The 20,110-nt window shown below is 71.2% G+C and carries 15 protein-coding genes; 5 read left to right on the forward strand and 10 right to left on the reverse strand.

Features of this window, described 5'->3' with window-relative positions:
* Positions 1-39 precede the first annotated feature (39 nt).
* Positions 40-1,041, reverse strand: a complete 1,002-nt coding sequence (locus tag JT723_RS16985) for a beta-ketoacyl-ACP synthase III (protein ID WP_205045485.1) — start codon at positions 1,039-1,041, stop codon at positions 40-42.
* A gap of 335 nt (positions 1,042-1,376) precedes the next feature.
* On the opposite strand from JT723_RS16985, the gene JT723_RS16990 reads away from it, so the two are divergent.
* The 5 genes from JT723_RS16990 (at position 1,377) to JT723_RS17010 (ending at position 6,886) form a co-directional block, all read left to right on the forward strand.
* Positions 1,377-1,856 carry a hypothetical protein gene (locus JT723_RS16990; protein ID WP_205045486.1) on the forward strand — a complete coding sequence of 160 codons (480 nt, stop codon included), beginning with the start codon at positions 1,377-1,379 and terminating at the stop codon, positions 1,854-1,856.
* A gap of 324 nt (positions 1,857-2,180) precedes the next feature.
* The gene (locus JT723_RS16995; protein ID WP_205045487.1) at positions 2,181-3,548 is read left to right on the forward strand and encodes an ABC transporter substrate-binding protein; all 1,368 of its coding nucleotides are present in this window, start codon (positions 2,181-2,183) and stop codon (positions 3,546-3,548) included.
* Positions 3,545-4,555, forward strand: a complete 1,011-nt coding sequence (locus tag JT723_RS17000) for a carbohydrate ABC transporter permease (RefSeq protein WP_205045488.1) — start codon at positions 3,545-3,547, stop codon at positions 4,553-4,555. The genes JT723_RS16995 and JT723_RS17000 overlap by 4 nt, the downstream gene beginning before the upstream one ends.
* On the forward strand, positions 4,552-5,472 hold the full coding sequence (locus JT723_RS17005; RefSeq protein ID WP_205045489.1) for a carbohydrate ABC transporter permease: 921 nt from the start codon (positions 4,552-4,554) through the stop codon (positions 5,470-5,472). The genes JT723_RS17000 and JT723_RS17005 overlap by 4 nt, the downstream gene beginning before the upstream one ends.
* A gap of 178 nt (positions 5,473-5,650) precedes the next feature.
* On the forward strand, positions 5,651-6,886 hold the full coding sequence (locus tag JT723_RS17010; RefSeq protein ID WP_372441326.1) for a cellulose-binding domain-containing protein: 1,236 nt from the start codon (positions 5,651-5,653) through the stop codon (positions 6,884-6,886).
* 118 nt (positions 6,887-7,004) lie between these two features.
* Here the strand turns inward: JT723_RS17010 and acs are convergent, their stop codons facing one another.
* The 9 genes from acs to JT723_RS17055 all read right to left on the reverse strand — a co-directional run bounded on the left by acs (position 7,005) and on the right by JT723_RS17055 (position 20,097).
* Complete coding sequence (gene acs, locus JT723_RS17015) at positions 7,005-8,960, reverse strand: acetate--CoA ligase (RefSeq protein ID WP_205045490.1); 1,956 nt, start codon at positions 8,958-8,960, stop codon at positions 7,005-7,007.
* On the reverse strand, positions 8,960-9,589 hold the full coding sequence (locus tag JT723_RS17020; RefSeq protein WP_205045491.1) for an acetate uptake transporter: 630 nt from the start codon (positions 9,587-9,589) through the stop codon (positions 8,960-8,962). Before JT723_RS17020 ends, acs begins: the two co-directional genes overlap by 1 nt.
* Positions 9,590-9,756: 167 nt before the next feature.
* Complete coding sequence (locus JT723_RS17025; protein ID WP_205045492.1) at positions 9,757-11,517, reverse strand: sodium/solute symporter; 1,761 nt, start codon at positions 11,515-11,517, stop codon at positions 9,757-9,759.
* Positions 11,514-12,047 carry a hypothetical protein gene (locus JT723_RS17030; protein WP_240165743.1) on the reverse strand — a complete coding sequence of 178 codons (534 nt, stop codon included), beginning with the start codon at positions 12,045-12,047 and terminating at the stop codon, positions 11,514-11,516. Before JT723_RS17030 ends, JT723_RS17025 begins: the two co-directional genes overlap by 4 nt.
* The gene (locus JT723_RS17035; protein WP_205045493.1) at positions 12,044-12,802 is read right to left on the reverse strand and encodes a LytR/AlgR family response regulator transcription factor; all 759 of its coding nucleotides are present in this window, start codon (positions 12,800-12,802) and stop codon (positions 12,044-12,046) included. Before JT723_RS17035 ends, JT723_RS17030 begins: the two co-directional genes overlap by 4 nt.
* Entirely contained in the window at positions 12,799-13,989 is a 1,191-nt protein-coding gene (locus JT723_RS17040) for a sensor histidine kinase (protein WP_372441327.1), read from the reverse strand. The genes JT723_RS17035 and JT723_RS17040 overlap by 4 nt, the downstream gene beginning before the upstream one ends.
* Positions 13,990-14,084: 95 nt before the next feature.
* Positions 14,085-16,277, reverse strand: a complete 2,193-nt coding sequence (locus tag JT723_RS17045) for a pectate lyase-like domain-containing protein (RefSeq protein WP_205045495.1) — start codon at positions 16,275-16,277, stop codon at positions 14,085-14,087.
* Between the two features lie 327 nt (positions 16,278-16,604).
* Complete coding sequence (locus tag JT723_RS17050) at positions 16,605-17,687, reverse strand: sugar ABC transporter substrate-binding protein (RefSeq protein WP_205045496.1); 1,083 nt, start codon at positions 17,685-17,687, stop codon at positions 16,605-16,607.
* 190 nt (positions 17,688-17,877) lie between these two features.
* Positions 17,878-20,097: an NADP-dependent isocitrate dehydrogenase gene (locus JT723_RS17055; protein WP_205045497.1), complete on the reverse strand. Its 2,220-nt coding sequence runs from the start codon at positions 20,095-20,097 to the stop codon at positions 17,878-17,880.
* Positions 20,098-20,110 lie beyond the last annotated feature (13 nt).

The raw sequence follows: 20,110 nt of genomic DNA on the forward strand, positions 1-20,110 counted from the left end.
GGACCGGCCGCCCCACGGGGCGGCCGGTCGCGGCCCGGGTCAGGGCAGGACGGCCACCAGTGCCGCGTACGACAGCCCCGAGCCGTAGCCGAGGAGCAGGGCGGTGTCGCCGGTGACGGCCTGGCCCGAGGCGAGCAGCGACTCCATCGCCAGCGGGATGGAGGCCCCCGAGGTGTTGCCGGTGGTGACGATGTCCTTGGCGACCGCGACCCGCGAGGGCAGGCCCATGGAGCGGGTCATCGCGTCGATGATCCGCTCGTTGGCCTGGTGCGGCACGAAGGCGTCGAGGTCGTCAGGGGTGATGCCGGCGGCCTCGACGGCCTGGACGGCGACCTTGGACATCTCGTAGACGGCCCAGCGGAAGACCCGCTGGCCGTCCTGCCGCAGTGCGGGGAAGGGCTGTCCCGGTGCGTCCCGCAGCGCGTCCCACGGCACGCTCTGGGTGATCGCGTCGGCCTGGGAGCCGTCGGCGCCCCACACGACCGGCCCGATGCCCGGGGTGTCGGACGGGCCGACGACGACGGCGCCCGCCCCGTCGCCGAAGATGAACGCGGTGGAGCGGTCGGTCAGGTCGAGGATGTCGGTCATCCGCTCGACGCCGACGACCAGTACGTGACCGCCGCGGGCGCGCACCGCGTCGGAGGCCAGCACGATGCCGTGCACGAAGCCCGCGCAGCCGGCCGAGATGTCGAAGCCCGCGGCCCCGGTGGCGCCGATGCGGTGGGCGATCTCGGTGGCGATCGCCGGCGTCTGCTTCAGGTGCGTGAAGGTCGCGGCGATCACGCAGGTGATGGCGTCGGGGGCGAGCCCGGCTGCCGCGATGGCCTTGCTCGCGGCCTGTTCCGCCATGACGCCCAGGGTCTCGTCGGGTCCCGCCCAGCGGCGGGTGACGATGCCGGTTCTCGACCGGATCCACTCGTCGGTGGAGTCGATGTGCCGGCACACCTCGGCGTTGTCGACGACCCGGCGCGGGCGGTAGGCGCCGACCCCGAGGATCCGGGTGTGCCGCGCACCGGCGGACACGGCGATCTCAGCTTTCATGGGAGCCTTTCAGGCCATCGACCGGGACGGGAACGAACCACGGTACCGGGGCATGATCTCTCCGATCCGCAGCGGATGCTGCCGCTTGCCGGGCTGCTGCCGGGAAGGCGTACGACCGGGCGTCCATTGTATGGCGGGCGTATCTTCGGCCCGCGGCGGACCGGCGGTGCGGCGAGCTGGGGCGAAGGCCCGGCCGCAGGACGGCCGGTTCGGGTCTGCGGCCGCCCGCCGTGCCGTCCCGGGCGTTGCCAACGCCCCCTGCGGGGCCGCACTTTGGTGCGGTCAGTTCGGTCCCCGGGCGGCCCCTCACGCCCGGCACAAGGAAAGGACCCGCAGTGCCCCGCAGACTCTCCGTCCTCGCCACCGCAGCCGCCTGCCTCGCCGCCGCGGCGGTGTCGGCCGGCTCCGCCACGGCGGCGGCGCCCGCCGATCCCCCCACCTCAGGCGCCCCGTGCGCCACCGCCGCAGGCGGCGTCCGGCTCGACGGGCTCGCCTTCGACCCGCCGTCGGTGCCCGCCGGCGGCACTTCGACGGCCTCCCTGACCGCGACCAACTGCTCGGACCACGACGTCACGGTCCGCGAGACCTGGGCCGCCCGCTTCCTGTCCGGCAGCTCCACCGGGGTGCCGGCCGGCTGCCCGGTGATCGACCCGCTGCCGCGATCGGTCACCTTCGGCCCGCATGAGAGGGTCGTGACGTCGACGGCCTACCTGGTCTTCGCCGACTGCACGGCCGACCTGCTGCGGCTGACGGTCACCGTGAGCCAGGACGGGGTCCCGCCCGCGAGCAGGACGGCCGATCTGCTCATCGGGTGACCCGCGGCGCCGAGCGGCCGCTGTACGCCCTTCACGGGGCGTACAGCGGCCGCTGTGCGTCGCGCTGCGCGATGCCAACCGAAGCAAACATGTTTCAACACCGACGGGACATCACGGTCCGGCAACGCATCAGGATCAGGGCGTTGACGGCCCCCTGCATGTGGCGTAGAACTACCCTGCAGTTGCGATGGCGTTTCATCTTGGTGACTTCTGTTGGAAACGGCTCGGCGCTAGTAGACCCGTCAGAGCCTCCGCTCCGTCAGCATTTCGCCTTCAGCTCTCCCACAAGTCCCCTATAAGCGCCCACACACACATGGAGGCACCATGTCGGACGTCGAGACGTCGGGAACCGGCACGGGCAGCAGCCCGTCCCCGTCGCGGAGGAATCTGCTCAGGGGCGCGGCCGGTGCCGCGGGGCTCGCGGCAGTTTCCGGCGGCCTGCTGACGGCGTGCAGCAGCTCGGACTCTGATGACAAGAAGTCCAGCGGTTCGAAGAGCACCGGCTCGGTGGCCGGCAGCACCGTCACCTTCGGGTCGAACTACTCCGACCCGGCCGCCAAGACCGCGTTCGCCGCGCTCACCACCGCGGCCACCGCGTCCTCGAAGGTGAAGGTGAACGTCAACACGGTCGACCACAACACCTTCCAGGACAACATCACCAGCTACCTGCAGGGCACCCCGGACGACCTGTTCACCTGGTTCGCCGGCTACCGCATGCAGTACTTCGCGGCGCAGGGCCTGGCCGAGCCGCTGGACGACGTCTGGGAGAAGATCGGCGGCAACTTCGGCCCCGCGGCCAAGCAGCTGTCCACCGGTCTCGACGGCCACCAGTACCTGGTGCCGCTGTACAACTACCCGTGGGTGGTCTTCTACAACAAGTCGGTCTTCGCGTCGAAGGGCTACACCGTCCCGACCACCTGGGACGACTACATCGCGCTGGCCAAGAAGATGAAGACCGACGGCCTGATCCCGCTCGCGTTCGCGGACAAGGACGGCTGGCCCGCGCTGGGCACCTTCGACATCCTCAACCTGCGGATCAACGGGTACGACTACCACACGCAGCTGATGACCCACAAGATCCCGTGGACCGACGCGGGTGTCGCCACGGTCTTCCAGCACTGGGCCGAGCTGATGCCGTACATGCAGTCCGGCGCCAACGGCCGCATCTGGCAGGACGCCGCCAAGACCCTGGAGGCCAAGCAGGCCGGCATGATGTTCCAGGGCACCAACCAGGTCGCCGCCCAGTACGTGACGGACAAGGCGAACCTGGAGGACCTGGACTTCTTCGTCTTCCCCGAGATCAACCCCAAGTGGGGCCAGGACTACATGGACGCCCCCACCGACGGCTTCATGCTGAGCAAGAAGTCCAAGAACAAGGACGCGGCCAAGGCGATCCTGGAGTACATCGGCACCGGCCCGGCCGAGGCCGAGTACCTCAAGACCGACCAGTGGGACGTCGGCCTGGCCAACGGCCTGCAGGTGCCGACGTACAACGCGATCCAGAAGAAGTCGGTCACCGAGATCGGCAAGTGCAAGGCCGTCGCGCAGTTCATGGACCGCGACGCGGACCCGGCCATGGCCAAGGCGATGATCTCGATCATCCAGAAGTTCATCGACGACCCGAGCTCCGGCAACATCGCCGCCCTGCAGAAGAGCGCGGAGCAGCAGGCGAAGGCGATCTATACCTCATGAGTTCGACGTCCCACGCGGACACCGCGGCAGCGGCGCAGGACGGGGCTCCGGCCCCGGCCTCGCGCCGCCGCCGTGGTGTGCGCAGGCTCAGCGTCCGCGACAGGGTCGTGGTCGGGGTACTGCTGGGCATACCGCTGCTGCTCGACCTGGCCTTCGTGTGGTTCCCGGCGATCGGGACGGCGCTGCTGTCGTTCACCAAGTGGAACGGCGTGGGCAGCCTGCACACCCAGACCTGCAAGCCCAACGTCCCGTCGATCCTGAACAACGGCTGCTGGTACGGGGTCCAGAACTACCACCAGGCCGCCACGATCTACCCCGAGTTCTGGCCCGCGGTCCGCCACAACCTCATCTGGCTGGCGGTCTTCGTACTGATCGCCACCCCGCTGGGCATGCTCTTCGCGGTGCTGATCGACCGTGGCATCCGGGGCAGCCGGATGTACCAGAGCATCCTGTTCCTGCCGGTCATGCTCTCGCTCGCGCTGGTCGGCATCATCTGGGAGTTCATGTACTCGCAGAACTACGGGCTGATCAACACCGTGCTCGGGCGCACCAGCGACAGCAACGCCATCGACTGGCTCGGCAATCCGCATCTGAACCTGTGGTCGGTGCTGGTCGAGGCGACCTGGCGGCAGTCCGGCTACGTGATGGTGCTGTACCTGGCGGGCCTGAAGGCGGTCGACCCGACGCTGCGCGAGGCGGCGCTGATGGACGGCGCCAACGCCTGGCAGACGTTCTGGCGGGTGATCTTCCCGGTGATGAAGCCGATCAACATCGTCGTCATGGTCGTCACCGTCATCGAGTCGCTGCGCGCCTTCGACCTGGTCTACATCACCAACAAGGGCATCAACGGCCTGGAACTGCTGTCGGTGCTGGTCACCTCGAACATCGTCGGCGAGACCCAGCGGGTCGGCTTCGGGTCTGCGCTGGGCGTGGTGCTGCTGGTCATCTCGCTGGTGCCGATCTCGGTGTTCCTGTACCAGACGTTCCGCCGGGAGGAAGCATCATGACGACCGAAGCCCTCACCAGGCCGGGGAAGGCGGCGGCGCCGTCCGCCCCCGGCCGCAGGAGGACCCGGCCGTGGGGCCAGGTGGCCTCCCAGGCCTTCCTGATCGTCGCGTCGGTGCTGTGGCTGCTGCCGATCGCGTTCGCGCTGTACGTGGCCGTACGGCCGTACAGCGACACCCGCAAGTACGGCTACGTCTCGATGCCGCACCACCTGACGCTGAAGAACTTCAGCGACGCGTGGACGCAGTCGGACATGCTGCACTTCTTCTGGAACTCGGTCATGATCACGGTTCCGGCGGTGGTCATCGTGCTGGCGCTGGCGTCGGGCGTGGCCTTCGTACTGAGCCGGGTGGACGTCAAGTTCAACGTCGCGCTGCTGATCCTGTTCACGGCCGGCAACCTGCTGCCCCAGCAGGTGATCATCACCCCGCTCTACCGGCTGTACCTGAAGATCACCCTGCCGCACTTCGTGAGCGACAGCGGGCTGATGTACAACTCCATCTTCGGCCTGATCGCCATCAACGTGGCCTTCCAGCTGGGCTTCTGCGTCTTCGTGCTGAGCAACTACATGAAGTCGGTGCCCGAGGAGATGTACGAGGCCGCGCTGGTGGACGGGGCGTCGCTGTGGACCCGCTTCTGGCGGCTGACCATCCCGCTGTGCCGGCCGGCGCTCGCGGCGCTGGCCACGCTGCTGACGACGTGGATCTACAACGACTTCTTCTGGGCGATCACCCTGATGTCGTCGGGCGACAAGCGCCCGGTGACCTCGGCGCTGGCGAACCTGCAGGGGCAGTTCGTCAGCAACCAGAACCTCATCGCGGCTGCCGCGATGATCGCGGCGGTGCCGACCCTGGTGGTCTACATCCTGCTGCAGAAGCAGTTCATCGCCGGCCTGTCGCTGGGCGCCAGCAAGGGCTGAGCGGGCAGGGCGGTGCGGACGGGGCCGGTGGCGCGGGGTGCGCCGCCGGCCCCGCCGCCGTCTTCCGGCCGCGGCGGCAGGAGGCATTGACAGGGGCTTGACACGATTCCATAGTGTGGGAGCGCTCCCACACTCCTGTGCGGGAGCGGAACTCCCCCCACATGCCCAGGAGGTCCCCGTGCGCGCATCCTCGCGGCGGTTAGTCGTCAGACCGTGGCTGTGGCCGGTGGTGGCCGTGGCGCTGCTGCTGCCCGCCCTGGTGGCCCTGCCCACCGCCCACGGCGCCGCAACCGGCTGCTCGATGACGTACACCGTCAACGAGTGGACCGGCGGCTTCACCGCACAGATCAAGCTCACCAACCTCGCCGCCCCGATCACCGGCTGGAAGGCGACCTGGAGCTACCAGGGCGACCAGCACATCACCAGCGGCTGGAACGCCACCGTCACCCAGTCGGGCACCGCGGTCACCGCCACCGACGCCGGCTACAACGCGTCGATCCCGACCAACGGCTCCGTCGACTTCGGGGTGCAGGGCACCTGGAGCTCTGCCGACCCCTCGCCGACCGTGATCACCCTCAACGGCCTCGGCTGCACGGCGAACGGGTCGCCGCCCACCAACCCGCCCACCACTCCCCCGACCACGCCCCCCACGACCCCGCCGACCACACCGCCCACCACACCGCCCACCACCCCGCCGACGACACCGCCGACCACGAACCCGCCGGCCGGCTGCTCGGGCGCGGTGATCTGCTCGGACTTCGAGGACCAGACCGGCACCGCGCCGTCGGGCCAGTGGACGACCGCCGCTCCCGACTGCTCGGGCAGCGGCACCGCCACCGTCGACACCGCGGTCGCGCACAGCGGCAGCAGGTCGATCCGGGTGGACGGCCACGCCGGCTACTGCAACCACATGTTCATCGCCGACACCCAGGACCTGTCGTCGGTGGGTCCCACGATGTACGTGCGGATGTGGGTGCGGCACACCACCGCGCTGCCCTCCGCGCATGTCGCCTTCGTCTCGATGCCGGACTCCTCGCAGTCCGGCCGCGCGCTGCGGGTCGGCGGCCAGAACGGCGCCCTGCAGTGGAACCGCGAGAGCGACGACGCGACGCTGCCCGCCCAGAGCCCGGCGGGTGTCGCGCTGAGCACCCCGCTGCCCACCGGCAGCTGGCAGTGCCTCCGGTTCGCCATCGGCACCACCTCGCCCGACCTGGAGACCTGGCTCAACGGCAACGACGTGCCGGGCCTGCGGGTGGACGGGGTGCCGACGGCCGACATCGACCAGCAGTGGCTGTCCCGCACCACCCCGCCGCGGCCGACCGCGCTGCGGCTCGGCTGGGAGAGCTACGGCACCGGTGACGACACGCTGTGGTTCGACGACGTGGCGGTCGGCTCCTCGCCGATCGGCTGCTGAACGGCCGCACAGCGCGCCGCACATGCGTGGGCGGCCGGTCCGCGGTAGCAGCGGACCGGCCGCCCACCCCCCGTCCGGCCGGAGGCCGGGGTTCACCGGGGAGGCGGCGCCGGGGAGTTCAGGAGCCTTCCGGCAGCCTCTCGCGGATCGCGTCCATCACCGTGGAGTCGGTCAGCGTCGTGACGTCGCCCAGTTCCCGGTTCTCCGCGATGTCCCGCAGCAGCCGGCGCATGATCTTGCCCGAGCGGGTCTTGGGCAGTTCCGCGACCACCAGGATCTGCCGCGGCCGGGCGATCGGCCCGATCTCCTTGGCCACATGTGCCCGCAGCTCCTGCGCCGGGTCCTCCTCGGCGCCCTTGTCCGCCGCGTCGCCGCGCAGGATCACGAAGGCGACGATGCCCTGGCCCGTGGTGGTGTCGGTGGCGCCGACGACCGCGGCCTCGGCGACGATCGGGTGCGACACCAGCGCCGACTCCACCTCGGTGGTGGAGATCCGGTGCCCGGACACGTTCATCACGTCGTCCACCCGGCCCAGCAGCCAGATGTCGCCGTCCTCGTCCTTCTTGGCGCCGTCGCCGGCGAAGTAGCGGCCGGGGAAGCGCGACCAGTACGTGTCGACGTAGCGCTGCTCGTCGCCCCAGATGGTGCGCAGCATCGCCGGCCACGGCCTGGTCAGCACCAGGTAGCCGCCCGAGCCGTTGGGCACCGGCTCGCCCGCGTCGTCCACCACCTCGGCGGACACGCCCGGCAGCGGGCGCAGCGCGGAGCCGGGTTTGCAGGTGCTCACCCCGGGCAGCGGGCTGATCATCTGGGCGCCGGTCTCGGTCTGCCACCAGGTGTCCACGACCGGGGTGCGGTCGCCGCCGATGGCCCGGCGGTACCACATCCACGCCTCGGGGTTGATGGGCTCGCCCACCGAGCCGAGCAGCCGCAGCGACGCCAGGTCGTAGCCGGCCGGAATCGCGTCGCCCCACTTCATGAAGGTGCGGATCGCGGTCGGCGCGCAGTAGAGGATCGTGACCCGGTACTTCTGCACGATCTCCCACCAGCGGCCCTGGTGCGGGGTGTCCGGGGTGCCCTCGTAGAGCACCGAGGTCACGCCGTTGGCCAGCGGGCCGTAGACGATGTACGAGTGCCCGGTGACCCAGCCGATGTCGGCGGCCGTCCAGTACACGTCCGTCTCCGGCTTGACGTCGAAGACCGCGAAGTGCGACCAGGCGACCTGGGTGAGGTAGCCGCCGGTGGTGTGCAGGATCCCCTTGGGGCGGGCGGTGGTTCCCGAGGTGTACATGATGTACAGCGGGTGCTCGCTGTCGAAGGCCTCGGGGGTGTGGTCGGCCGGCTGGGCGGTGACCAGGTCGTGCCACCACACGTCGCGGCCCTCCGTCCACGCCACGTCCTGCCCGGTGCGGCGGACCACCAGCACGCTGCGGACGTCGGGGCACTCCTCCAGCGCCGCGTCCACCGCGGGCTTGAGCGCGGAGGCCGCGCCCTTGCGGTAGCCGCCGTCGGCGGTGACGACGACCCGGGCGTCGCAGTCCTGGATACGGCCGCGCAGCGCCTCGGCGGAGAAGCCGCCGAAGACCACGGTGTGCGGGGCGCCGATACGGGCGCAGGCCAGCATCGCGACCACGGTCTCGGGGATCATCGGCATGTAGATCGCGACCCGGTCGCCGGCCCGGACGCCGAGCGAGAGCAGCGCGTTGGCGGCCCTGCTCACCTCGTCCTTGAGGTCGGCGTAGGTCAGGGTGCGGGTGTCGCCCGGCTCGCCCTCCCAGTGGAACGCGACCCGGTCGCCGAGCCCGGCCCGTACATGCCGGTCGACGCAGTTGTCGGCCACGTTCAGCCGGCCGCCGGTGAACCAGCGGGCGAAGGGCGCCCGGCTCCAGTCCAGCACCTGCGTCCAGGGCTCGGCCCAGTCCAGCCGGGCGGCCTGGGCCGCCCAGAAGGCCTCACTGTCCGCGGCGGCCTCGTCGTAGGCCGCCGCGGTGACGTTCGCCTGCTCGGCCAGGGCGGCCGGCGGCGGGAACCGCCGGTCCTCCCTGAGCAGGTTGGACAGTGTCTCGTCGGTCATCAGTGGGCGCTCTCGACCGGGCCGCCCGCCGGCGTGCCGCCCGAGGTCGCCTCGGCGAAGACCGGGACGACGGCGCGCTTCCAGGTGCTGTTGGTGACCACGGCGAAGGAGGCGTACCAGGCGAGGACCGCGGTGATCAGGCCGAGCCAGCCGCCGACCTTGGTGGTGCCGGTCGACTGGGCGAACTCGGCGATGGTCAGGACGACGAAGGTCGCCGCCAGGGCGACGAAGACCGCGAGCAGGGCGCCGTTGGTGCGCAGGGCGGCGACCGTCATGTAGACGGTGAAGATCGCCCATATCAGCAGGAAGAGCCCCGTCGCCTGGTGGGCGGTGTCGGCGGGCAGGGTGCCCGCCACGAACTTCACATAGGCGGCGTACGACAGCCAGAAGGCGCCGTAGGAGCAGAACGCTGTCGCGCCGAAGGTGTTGCCCTTCCTGAACTCCCACATCCCGGCCAGCAGTTGGACCAGCCCGCCGTAGAACAGGGCGAGCGGCAGGACCACCGGCAGCAGGCTGCCGTCGATCAGGTCGGCGTTGAAGGAGCTGAGGACGAAGGTGGTGGCGGCGAAGCCGGCCAGGCCCAGCGGGCCGGGGTCGGCGATGGCGGGCGCGGACGCAGAAGTGCTCATCTGCGGTTTCCCTCCTCATTGAGGAACGGCAGGGCGGTGGGGAGACCGTCTCGGTCGCGGCACACGCTAGGACCGGGGCTCACCCCCGGCGAGACGCCCGTCACCGTCGGTCGCCGAGTGGTGCGGTCCGTACGGCGGGCGGTGCCGCGGGTACGGCGGGCGGTACCTCAGCTGCGCCCAGCGGTCGGCGGGCGGACCGCGGGCAGTGGCAGGTCGCCGGAGGCGACCTCCTCGGGCAGGTGCATCCGCAGCATGACCCGGTCGACCGCGGCCGGCGAGAGCCGGTGCCTGGTCAGCAGCGACCCGGCGATCATCACGGCGAAGGCGACGGGCACCGTCCAGGCGGCGGGCTGCTCCAGCAGTGCCGCGCTCCAGCCGTGGCCGGCGCCGCGGACGCTGGTGAGCACCACGGCGACCGCGGCCAGCCCGCCGCCGGCGACCAGGCCGAGCAGCGCGCCCACGTCGGTCAGTCCGCGCCACCAGATGCCGAGCACCAGCAGCGGGCAGAAGGACGAGGCGGCGACCGCGAAGGCCAGCCCGATGGCGTCGGCGACCGGCAGCCCGTCGGTCGCGGTGGCCATCGCCAGCGGCGGAATGCCGGCGACCAGCGACGCCCAGCGGAATCCCCGGGTCGAGCCGCGCAGCAGGTCCTGCGAGACCACGCCGGCCACCGACACGGTCAGGCCCGATGCGGTGGACACGAACGCTGCGAAGGCGCCCGCGGTGGCCAGTGCGGCCAGCAGCCGCCCTGCCTCGCCCGCCTGGGTCAGCTGCGGCAGCACCAGGACGGCCGTGTCGGTCTGCCCGGTGAGCAGCAGCTGCGGCGCCATGACCCGGCCCAGCGCCCCGTAGACGGTGGGCAGCAGGTAGAAACCGCTGAGCAGCACCAGCACCAGCAAGGTGGTGCGGCGGGCGGCCATGCCGTCGGGGTTGGTGTAGAAGCGGACCAGGACGTGCGGCAGCCCCATGGTGCCCAGCAGCGTGGCGAGCAGGATCGAGTAGAGGGCGTAGAGCGGGTGGGACCTGCCGCCCGCGCCGGACAGCGGGGAGGCCCAGCGGGCGCCGGAGGAGGGCGTCAGGCCGTGCTTGTGCGGTACGGCCGCGCCGCGCGGGAAGGTCAGTTCGCTGCCGGCCGCCGCGGTGTGCCCGCCGTCGCCCAGCAGCACCCGGCCGCCGGTGTACGCCCTCCCGTCGAGCTGTCCGCTGACCGTCACGGTGACCGGCTGCGTCACCTCGAAGCGCACCGGGTCCTGGAGGGACACCGCGGTGGTGCGCTGGAAGCGCGGGATGTCGGGGCCGGTCAGCGCGGGCGCACCGGCGGAGTGCCAGGCCATCACCAGGAAAAGCGCGGGCACCGCGATGGCGGTCAGTTTCAGCCAGAACTGGAAGCCCTGCACCAGGGTGACGCTGCGCATGCCGCCGGCCGCGGCCACCCCGACGACCACGACGGCGACCACGACCGCACCGGCCCAGCGCGGGGCGCCGGTCACCGTCTGCAGGGTCAGGCCCGCGCCCTGCAGCTGCGGCACCAGGTACAGCCAGGCGATGACGGCGACCAGGACGCCCGCCACCCGGCGCACCGCGAGCGAGCCCAGCCGCTCCTCGGCGAAGTCGGGCAGCGTGTAGGCGCCGGAGCGCCGCAGCGGGGCGGCGACCAGCAGGAGCAGCACCAGGTAGCCGGCGGTGTAGCCGACCGGGTAGGCCAGCATGTCCACGCCGTAGGCCATGACCAGGCCCGCGACGCCGAGGAAGGAGGCCGCCGACAGGTACTCGCCGCCGATCGCGGAGGCGTTCCACAGCGGTGAGACCTCGCGGGAGGCGACGTAGAAGTCGGAGGTGGCGCGGGACAGCCGCAGGCCGTATATGCCGAAGGCCACGGTGGCGACCAGCACCACGGCCAGCGCGGCCAGGCCCAGGCCCGGGTTCACCGGGCGTCGCGCGGGGGTGCGGGCGGTGCGGCGTCGGGGCCGCCGAGCAGGTCGGTGAAGTCGCGCTCCACGCGTTCCGCGTGCCTGACGTGGAAGTAGGCGGCGCCCACCAGCAGCGGGTAGGCGACGACGCCGAGCAGCACCCAGGGCAGCCGTATCCCGGCCACCTCGGAGGTGCGCAGCCCCGGCAGCAGCGCGAAGGCGGCGGGCAGCCCGCCGAGCACCGCCGCGAGCACCGCCAGCACCCCCAGGGAGAGCCGCAGCTGGTTGCGGACCAGGGAGCGCACGTAGAGCTGGCCGAGCCGCGGCTGCGCGTGCAGGTCGGCGGCTCCGGCCCGGGCGGAGTAGCCGCCGGCGCGGTGGCGGCGCGGCGCCGTGACGGCGACCCTGCGGGGCGCGGGCGGCGCCGGCTGCGGTTCCGCCGGGTGCGGCAGCCGCGGGGGCTTGGGCGGTTTGGGCGGCTGCTTGGGGCGCTGCTGCGACCTGGGCTGCGGTCTGCCGGGGCGGCGCGGCCCGCTCTGGCCGGTCATGCCGGCCCCGCCCCCGGCTCCGGCGCCCAGCGCACCAGGACGTCGCGCAGCTCGCGGGTGTGGCGGCGGCTGACCGGCAGTTCGCTGCCCGCGACCTTGACCGTCCAGTGCCCGGCCTCGGAGCGCAGCTCCTCGACGTGCCGCAGCGAGACCAGGTAGCTGCGGTGGATGCGCAGGAAGCCGTGCGGCTCCCAGCGTTCTGCGAGCACCGCGAGCGGCACCCGCACCAGCGGGGCGTGTCCTGCGGTGTGCAGCCGCACGTAGTCGCCCTGGGCCTCGGCGTAGGCGACCTCGTCGCGGGAGACGAAGCGGGTGATGCCGCCGAGGTCCACCGGGATGCGCTCGGGGGCGGGGTCGGCGGCGGCCGGCTGCTGCTGCGCCCCGCCGTCCAGCAGAGCCGCGACCCGGCGCACCGCCTCGGCCAGGCGTTCGGCGCCGAGCGGTTTGAGCAGGTAGTCGCTGGCCTTGAGGGCGAAGGCGTCGACGGCGAAGTCCTCGTAGGCGGTGACGAAGACGACGGCGGGTGGGTGGGCGAAGCGGCGGAGCACCCGGACCAGGTCGAGACCGTCCAGGCCCGGCATCCTGATGTCGAGGAAGACCGCGTCGATCTGCTCGGACTCCAGCAGCCGCAGGGCCGCGTCGCTGCTGTCGGCGGTCACCACCCGGCCGACCCGGTGGTCGCCGCGGAGCAGGTAGGCCAGGTCGTCCAGTGCGGGCGGCTCGTCGTCCACGGCCAGGATCCGCAGCGGTCTCATGAAGCGTGCACTCCGTTCCGGTACTTCGGCACCCGGACGCTGATCCTGGTCCCGGCGCCCGGTGCGGTCTCCACGACCAGGCCGTACTCGTCGCCGAACACCGCCCGCAGCCGCTCGTCGACGTTGCCCAGGCCCAGCGAGTCGCCCTTCGCCTCCCCTGCCAGCTGCAGCCGTACCTCCTCAGGGTCCATGCCCACCCCGTCGTCCTCCACACTGATCCGGCACTCGGCGCCGGCGTCCTCGGCCCTGATGGTGATCAGGCCGGGTGCCGCCTTGGGTCCCAGGCCGTGCCGCACCGCGTTCTCCACCAGCGGCTGCAGGCACAGGAAGGGCACCGCGACCGGCAGGACCTCGGGGGCGATCAGCAGGTCGACCTGCAGCCGGGCGCCGAAACGGGCGCGTTCCAGCCGCAAGTACCGGTCCACCGACCGCAGCTCCTCCGCGAGGGTACTGAACTCGCCGTGCTTGCGCAGGCTGTAGCGGGTCAGCTCGGCGAACTCCAGCAGCAGTTCGCGGGCCTGCGCCGGGTCGGTGCGCACGAACGAGGCGATGGCGGTGAGGGAGTTGTAGACGAAGTGCGGGGAGATCTGGGCGCGCAGGGCGCGCAGCTCCGCCTCCATCATCCGGGTGCGGGAGCGGTCGAGTTCGGCGAGTTCGAGCTGTGCGATCACCCAGTGGGCGACCTCGCCCGCGGCCCGCACCAGCCCCGCGGACACCTGCCGGGCGTAGACCGTCAGCGCGCCGACGACCAAGCCGTCGACCACCAGCGGCACCACGACGGCGGTGCGCACCGGGCACTCCAGGTCGCCGCAGTCGATGGTGTCGCCCGGCACCAGCCAGGGGCGTCCCGCGTCGATGGCGTCCCGGGTGTGGGCGACGGCCTGCGCGGTGTGGTGCCGTCCTACGCCGTCCCAGGCGAGCAGTTCGCCGTCGCCGACGACGGCGAGCGCCGGGGCGGCGAGCAGCGCCCGCAGGTGGCGGGCGGCCTTGCGCGCCGAGTCGGGGTTGAGCCCGTCGCGCAGCAGCGGGGCGGCGAGCGACGCCTCGTGGAGCGCCGCGAAGGCGGCCCGCTCCACCGGGGTGCCGAAGCCGCGGCGCCCGCGGACCAGCCAGAACAGGGCGGCCGCGGCGCCCGCGATCACCAGCGTGACGGACACCACGGTGATCACGGACGTCATGGTCGGCATTATGGCCCGGCCGCGCACAACTGGCGCGGGTCGTGCACGGGTTGCCCGCCCGGCCGTACGGCCGGGCGGGCAACCCGTGTGCCGTCAGCACGCCGTCAGGGGTAGCTGACGACGTTGGTGGGTGTGGTGTTGGAGGCGGTGACCGCGCCGGTGTCGTTGATGACGTGGGTGATGGTTCCCACGCCGCCGAGCGAGACGGTCAGGACGGAGTGGAAGCGCACTCCGGAGGTGTTGGGCACCTCGAAGGCGTGGTAGTTGTTCACCGAGGGGTTGGCGTTGAAGTAGCAGTAGCTGCCGAGTCCCCAGGCCTCGTGGGTGGTCACGCCCGTGCCGACCTTGTAGGCCGCGTAGCCGTTCTGGCCCGCGGGGTTCTTCCAGGACGCCTGGTCCGGCGGGTCGTAGGGGTTCTCGTTCTGGAAGAAGATCGTCCGGCCGCCCTGGCCGTTCCAGACCACCTCGTACTTCTGGTAGTGCTCGACGAACAGCCCGGTGGCCAGCACGTTGTTGCCGTTGACGGTCAGGCCGGTGTCGGCGGTGTTGGTGTTCCAGCCGACGGTGCCCGCGGTGCCGTGGTCGGCCCGCCAGGCCCAGATGTGGTCGATGATGGTGTTGTTGCTGTTGACGATCAGGCTGTTGGTGGCCTTGCCCGCGCATTCGCCGCCGATGCGGAAGAAGACGTCCTGGATGGTCGTCGGGTCGGCCGCGTGGTTCGCCGACGAGCCGGTGGCGCCGACGGTCAGCAGGGACGGCGAGTTGGTGGTGCCCGCGTCGAACAGCAGGCCCTTGAGCCGCACTCCGTCGACGTCGGCGACCTGCATCGCGGTGACGCCGTTGTCGGGTACGAAGGTCGGGTAGCCGATGCCGAGCACCACGGTGTCGGCCCTGCTGACGTTCAGCGTCTGGCTGAGGTGGTAGACCCCGGGGGTGACGAACAGGTTGCAGCCGGCGGCCAGCGCGCTGTTGATGGTCGCGGCGGTGTCGCCCGCCTTGACGACGTAGAACTGGCTCATCGGCAGCGAGCTGCCGGGGGTGCTGCCGCTCGCCCAGCTCGGGCCGGAGGCGTTGGTGCGCAGGCTCGGCAGGAAGACCCGGTATTTGCCGCTGCCGTCGATGTAGAGGTAGGGCACGTCACGGGAGACCGGGGTGGTGGACAGCGTGGTCTCCGGCGGGTTGGGGAAGGTGGTCCCGGGGGCGCCGTTGACGCCGGAGAAGACCATGTTCCACACGCCGCCGGCCCAGCTGCCCAGCTGGCTGTCCCTGGTGTACCACTGCTGCTGGGAGACCGAGGCGGCCTGGCCGCTGACCTTGGTGTCGGCGACGTAGCCGCCGCTGGCCCAGCCGTAGCTGGCCGGGTAGAGCGCGAGACCGCCGTGCACGTCGATCCTGCGGAAGGGCGCGGCCTGGGCGACGGCCCAGCGGTCGGTCCCGCTGGAGGGGTTGATCGCCAGGTTCTCCGCGCTGCGCCAGAAGTTCTGGGTGGCGTTGCCCGCGTCGGAGGCGTTGAAGGCGTCCACCGTGACGTCGCCGTTGATGGTGACGTCGTCGGGGTTCTGGCCGAGCCCTGCGACCGAGGTGTAGAAGCCGACGTTGTCCTCGACGTTGTAGGTGCCGGGCTTGTACAGGTCGGCGACCCGGTTCTCGCTGAACTGGGCGGAGTTGGTGTCCTTCATCTGGTTGAACTGGGCGTCGAGCTGCGCCTGGATGGCCGCGTTGCCCATGGACGGGTCGAAGATGTGGACGTTGGAGCCGAAGTCCGGGGTGTCGGACTGCCCCGTGCAGTTGCCGGCCGGCGGGGTGGTGGAGCCGCCGGTGCTGCCGCTCGACGTGCCGGTGCTGGTCCCGGTGCTGGTGCCCGTGCTCGTACCGGCACTTGAGGTGCCGCCGCTGCCCTGGATGTACGTGAACTGCGGCGTGTCGTACTGCGGGCCGTTCTTGGTGTAGGTGAAGGAGTACGTCAGCACGGTCCCGGCGGAGATCGGCGAGACGGTGTAGGTCCAGCTGCTGCCGGACGCGGCCATCTGGACGTTCAACTGGCCGCCGCTGCCCACCGTGTAGTGGACGATCACATAGCTCGCGGGCGTCGTCGGGGTGAAGGTCAGCTTCGCCTGCGTGCTGCTCGGCTCACTGACGCTCTGGGTGTAGTCGGTGGCCGCCGACGCGCTGCCGATGGTGCCGATCAGGCCCAGCATCCCGGCGAGTGCCAGGACGAAGGCGGCGAGGAGGGCGACCGGCCGCCGGCGGTTGCCCGGCCGGTGCACCGACCGGCGTGGGGGGAAGGTCCTGCGCATGAGTGGAGTCCTTTCCCTGGGTTCACGCAGTGAACGCCAGGTCAGCGCGGATGTGGGGGTGGAATCGCGCTCAGCACTGCACATGTCGGGTCACGGCTGGGCCATGGCCCTTGGATTCAGCCGATTGAAAGCGCTCTCAATCCGCGGATAGGGGAATCCCCCGATCCGTAAGGCAGTGTCAGGGGGACCTGGCGAACCGTCAAGAAGATGGGCGGGATCGGCCCGCCACGGCACTCTCGCGGAGCCCCGGAACAGCAGGGACCGGGCCGGCCGCTCGCAGCGGCCGGCCCGGTCCTCGGGTCGGTGCGACCCCTGTGGTGCTGTGTGCTACTTGACGCCGGCCGCGGTGCAGGCCGCGGCGAAGTCCGCGGTGCAGATCTGGGCCACGGTGTAGGTGCCGTCGGCGACCACCGTGTCCATGATGTTGGCCTTGGTCACCGAGACCGCCTCGAGCAGCTTGGACGGCACGTCGTTGCCCGAGCCGCTCTTCTTGGTGGCGTCGGCGATGGACTTGAAGTCCTTGCCCTCCAGCAGGTCGACCGCGATCTGCGCGGTGTTCTCGGCCTCGGGCTTGGGCGCCTTGTAGACCGTCGAGGTCTGGGTGCCCAGCAGGATCCGCTGGATCGCGGCGAGGTCGGCGTCCTGCCCGGTCAGCGGGACGCTGATGTTGTTGGACTTCAGGGCGGTGGCGATACCGCCGGCCATCGTGTCGTTGGCGGAGTAGACGCCCTTGATGTTGGCCTTGCCGACCGAGGTGATGGCCGCCTGGACCTTCTGGTTGGCGACGGTGTCCTTCCACAGGCCGGACGCCTCGTAGGCGACGCTGACCTTGCCGTCGAGGATCTTGTGCGCGCCGGCCTTGAACTCCGCCGCGTTGGGGTCGGCGTCGTCGCCGTTGATCATGACGATCTTGCTCTGCGGGGTGGCAGCCGGGCCCATGGCGTCCAGCAGGGCCTGGCCCTGCAGCTCGCCGACCTTCTCGTTGTCGTAGCTGACGTAGGCCGAGACCGGGCCCTGCGCCAGCCGGTCGTAGGCGACGACCTTGATACCCTTGTCGACCGCGGCCTGGACCGAGGACTTGATGCCGACCGCGTCCTGCGCGTCGAGGATCAGCACCTTGACGCCCTTGGCGATCATGCTGCTGACCTGCTGCGCCTGCTTGGCGGCGTCACCGGCGGCGTTGTCGTACTCGACGGTGCAGTCCGGGCACAGTTCCTTGATCTTGTTGGTGATCAGCGGCCTGTCTGCCCGCTCGTACCGTGCCGTCACCGTGTCGGGCAGCAGGAGCCCGATGGTCTTGTCCTTGGAGTCGGACGACTTGTCGTCGCCGGCCTTGCCACACGCGGCCATGGTGAGCGCAAGAGTGATCACTGCGCTTCCCACGACGAGACGGCGCGCTATCGCGTTCATTGCGGCGGTGCCTCCCCTGAGAGGGCCGCCACGACGCGGCCCAAGTGCGGGTGAGTCAACTCGGCACCTGGCCCGCACGTCAAGAAGTAAATCGTCGGACCGGTCACTGGCTGAGACGCCGCCGCCCCGGCACGGTGACGAACCGGCCGGGGCGGCGGGGGTTTTGCGGCGCCCGCGCCGCGGGCGTCGATCAGGCCAGCGAGGCGATGGCCTGGTTGAACGTCGCCGAGGGGCGCATCACGGCGGCCGCCTTGGCGGGGTCGGGCTGGTAGTAACCGCCGATGTCGACGGGCGATCCCTGGACAGCGATCAATTCGGTAACGATGGCGTCCTGCTGCTCGGTGAGGGTCTTCGCGAGCCCCTCGAACGCCGCCGCGAGCGCCGCGTCCGCGGTCTGCGCGGCCAGCTCCTGCGCCCAGTACATCGCGAGGTAGAAGTGGCTGCCGCGGTTGTCGATGCCGCCGAGGCGGCGGCTGGGCGAGCGGTCCTCGTTGAGGAAGGTGCCGGTGGCGCGGTCCAGGGTGTCGGCGAGGATCTGCGCCCGCGCGTTGCCCGTGGAGGCGGCCAGGTGCTCGAAGCTGGCGGCCAGCGCGAAGAACTCGCCCAGGCTGTCCCAGCGCAGGTAGTTCTCCTTGACCAGCTGCTGCACGTGCTTGGGCGCCGAGCCGCCGGCCCCGGTCTCGAACAGGCCGCCACCGCTGATCAGCGGGACCACCGAGAGCATCTTGGCGCTGGTGCCCAGCTCCAGGATCGGGAAGAGGTCGGTCAGGTAGTCGCGCAGCACGTTGCCGGTCACCGAGACGGTGTCCTCGCCGCGGCGGATCCGCTCCAGCGAGAACGCGGTCGCGGACTGCGGGTCCATGATCTCGATCTGCAGGCCCTCGGTGTCGTGCTCGGGCAGGTACTGCGTGACCTTGGCGATCAGGTTGGCGTCGTGCGCGCGGGCCTCGTCCAGCCAGAAGACCGCGGGGCTGCCGGTGGCGCGGGCGCGGGTGACGGCGAGCTTGACCCAGTCGCGGATCGGGATGTCCTTGGTCTGGCACATGCGGAAGACGTCGCCCGCGCTGACGACCTGCTCCAGGACCGCCCGGCCGGTGCCGTCGACGACCCGGACGGTGCCGGTGACCGGGATCTCGAAGGTCTTGTCGTGGCTGCCGTACTCCTCTGCCGCCTGCGCCATCAGGCCGACGTTGGGCACCGAGCCCATGGTGGCCGGGTCGAAGGCGCCGTGCGCGCGGCAGTCGTCGATGACGACCTGGTAGACGCCGGCGTAGCTGCTGTCCGGGATCACCGCGAGGGTGTCGGCCTCCTGGCCGTCGGGTCCCCACATGTGGCCCGAGGTGCGGATCATGGCCGGCATCGAGGCGTCCACGATGACGTCGCTTGGCACGTGCAGGTTGGTGATGCCGCGGTCGGAGTCGACCATCGCGAGCTCGGGGCCCGCGGCCAGCTCGGCCTCGAAGGACGCCTTGATCGCCTCGCCGTCGGGCAGCGACTCCAGGCCCTTGAGGATGCCGCCGAGGCCGTCGTTGGGGGTCAGGCCGGCCGCCGCGAGGACGGCGCCGTAGGCGGCGAAGGTCTCGGGGAAGAACGCCCGCACGACATGGCCGAAGATGATCGGGTCGGAGACCTTCATCATGGTGGCCTTCAGGTGCACCGAGAACAGCACGCCCTCGGCCTTGGCCCTGGCGACCTGGGCGGTGAGGAACTCGCGCAGCGCGGCGACCCGCATGACCGAGGCGTCCACGACCTCGCCGGCCAGCACCGGCACCGACTCGCGCAGCACCGTGGTGCTGCCGTCGTCGCCGGTCAGCTCGATGCGCAGGGAGCCGTCCGCGGCGATGACCGCGGACTTCTCGGTGGTGGCGAAGTCGTCGGCGCCCATGGTGGCGACGTTGGTCTTCGACTCGGGGGTCCAGGCGCCCATGCGGTGCGGGTGGGCCTTGGCGTAGTTCTTCACCGAGGCGGGGGCGCGGCGGTCGGAGTTGCCCTCGCGGAGCACCGGGTTGACGGCGCTGCCCTTGATCTTGTCGTAGCGGACGCGGACGTCGCGCTCCTGGTCGGTCTTCGGGTCGTCCGGGTAGTCGGGCAGCGCGTAGCCCTGCTGCTGCAGCTCCGCGACGGCGGCCTTGAGCTGCGGGATCGACGCCGAGACGTTGGGCAGCTTGATGATGTTCGCCTCCGGCGTGCCGGCCAGCCGGCCCAGCTCGGCCAGCGCGTCGTCGATGCGCTGCTCCTGCTGCAGGTACTCGGGGAAGGCCGCGATGATCCGGCCGGCCAGCGAGATGTCGCGGCTCTCGACCGCGACGCCGGCCGTCGAGGCGTAGGCCTCGATCACCGGCAGGAACGAATACGTCGCCAGCGCCGGCGCCTCGTCGGTGTGCGTATAGATGATGGTCGAGTCAGCCACCGGTTACTCCGCT

Source organism: Actinacidiphila bryophytorum, from assembly GCF_016916835.1.
GTDB classification, from domain to species: Bacteria; Actinomycetota; Actinomycetes; order Streptomycetales; family Streptomycetaceae; genus Actinacidiphila; species Actinacidiphila bryophytorum.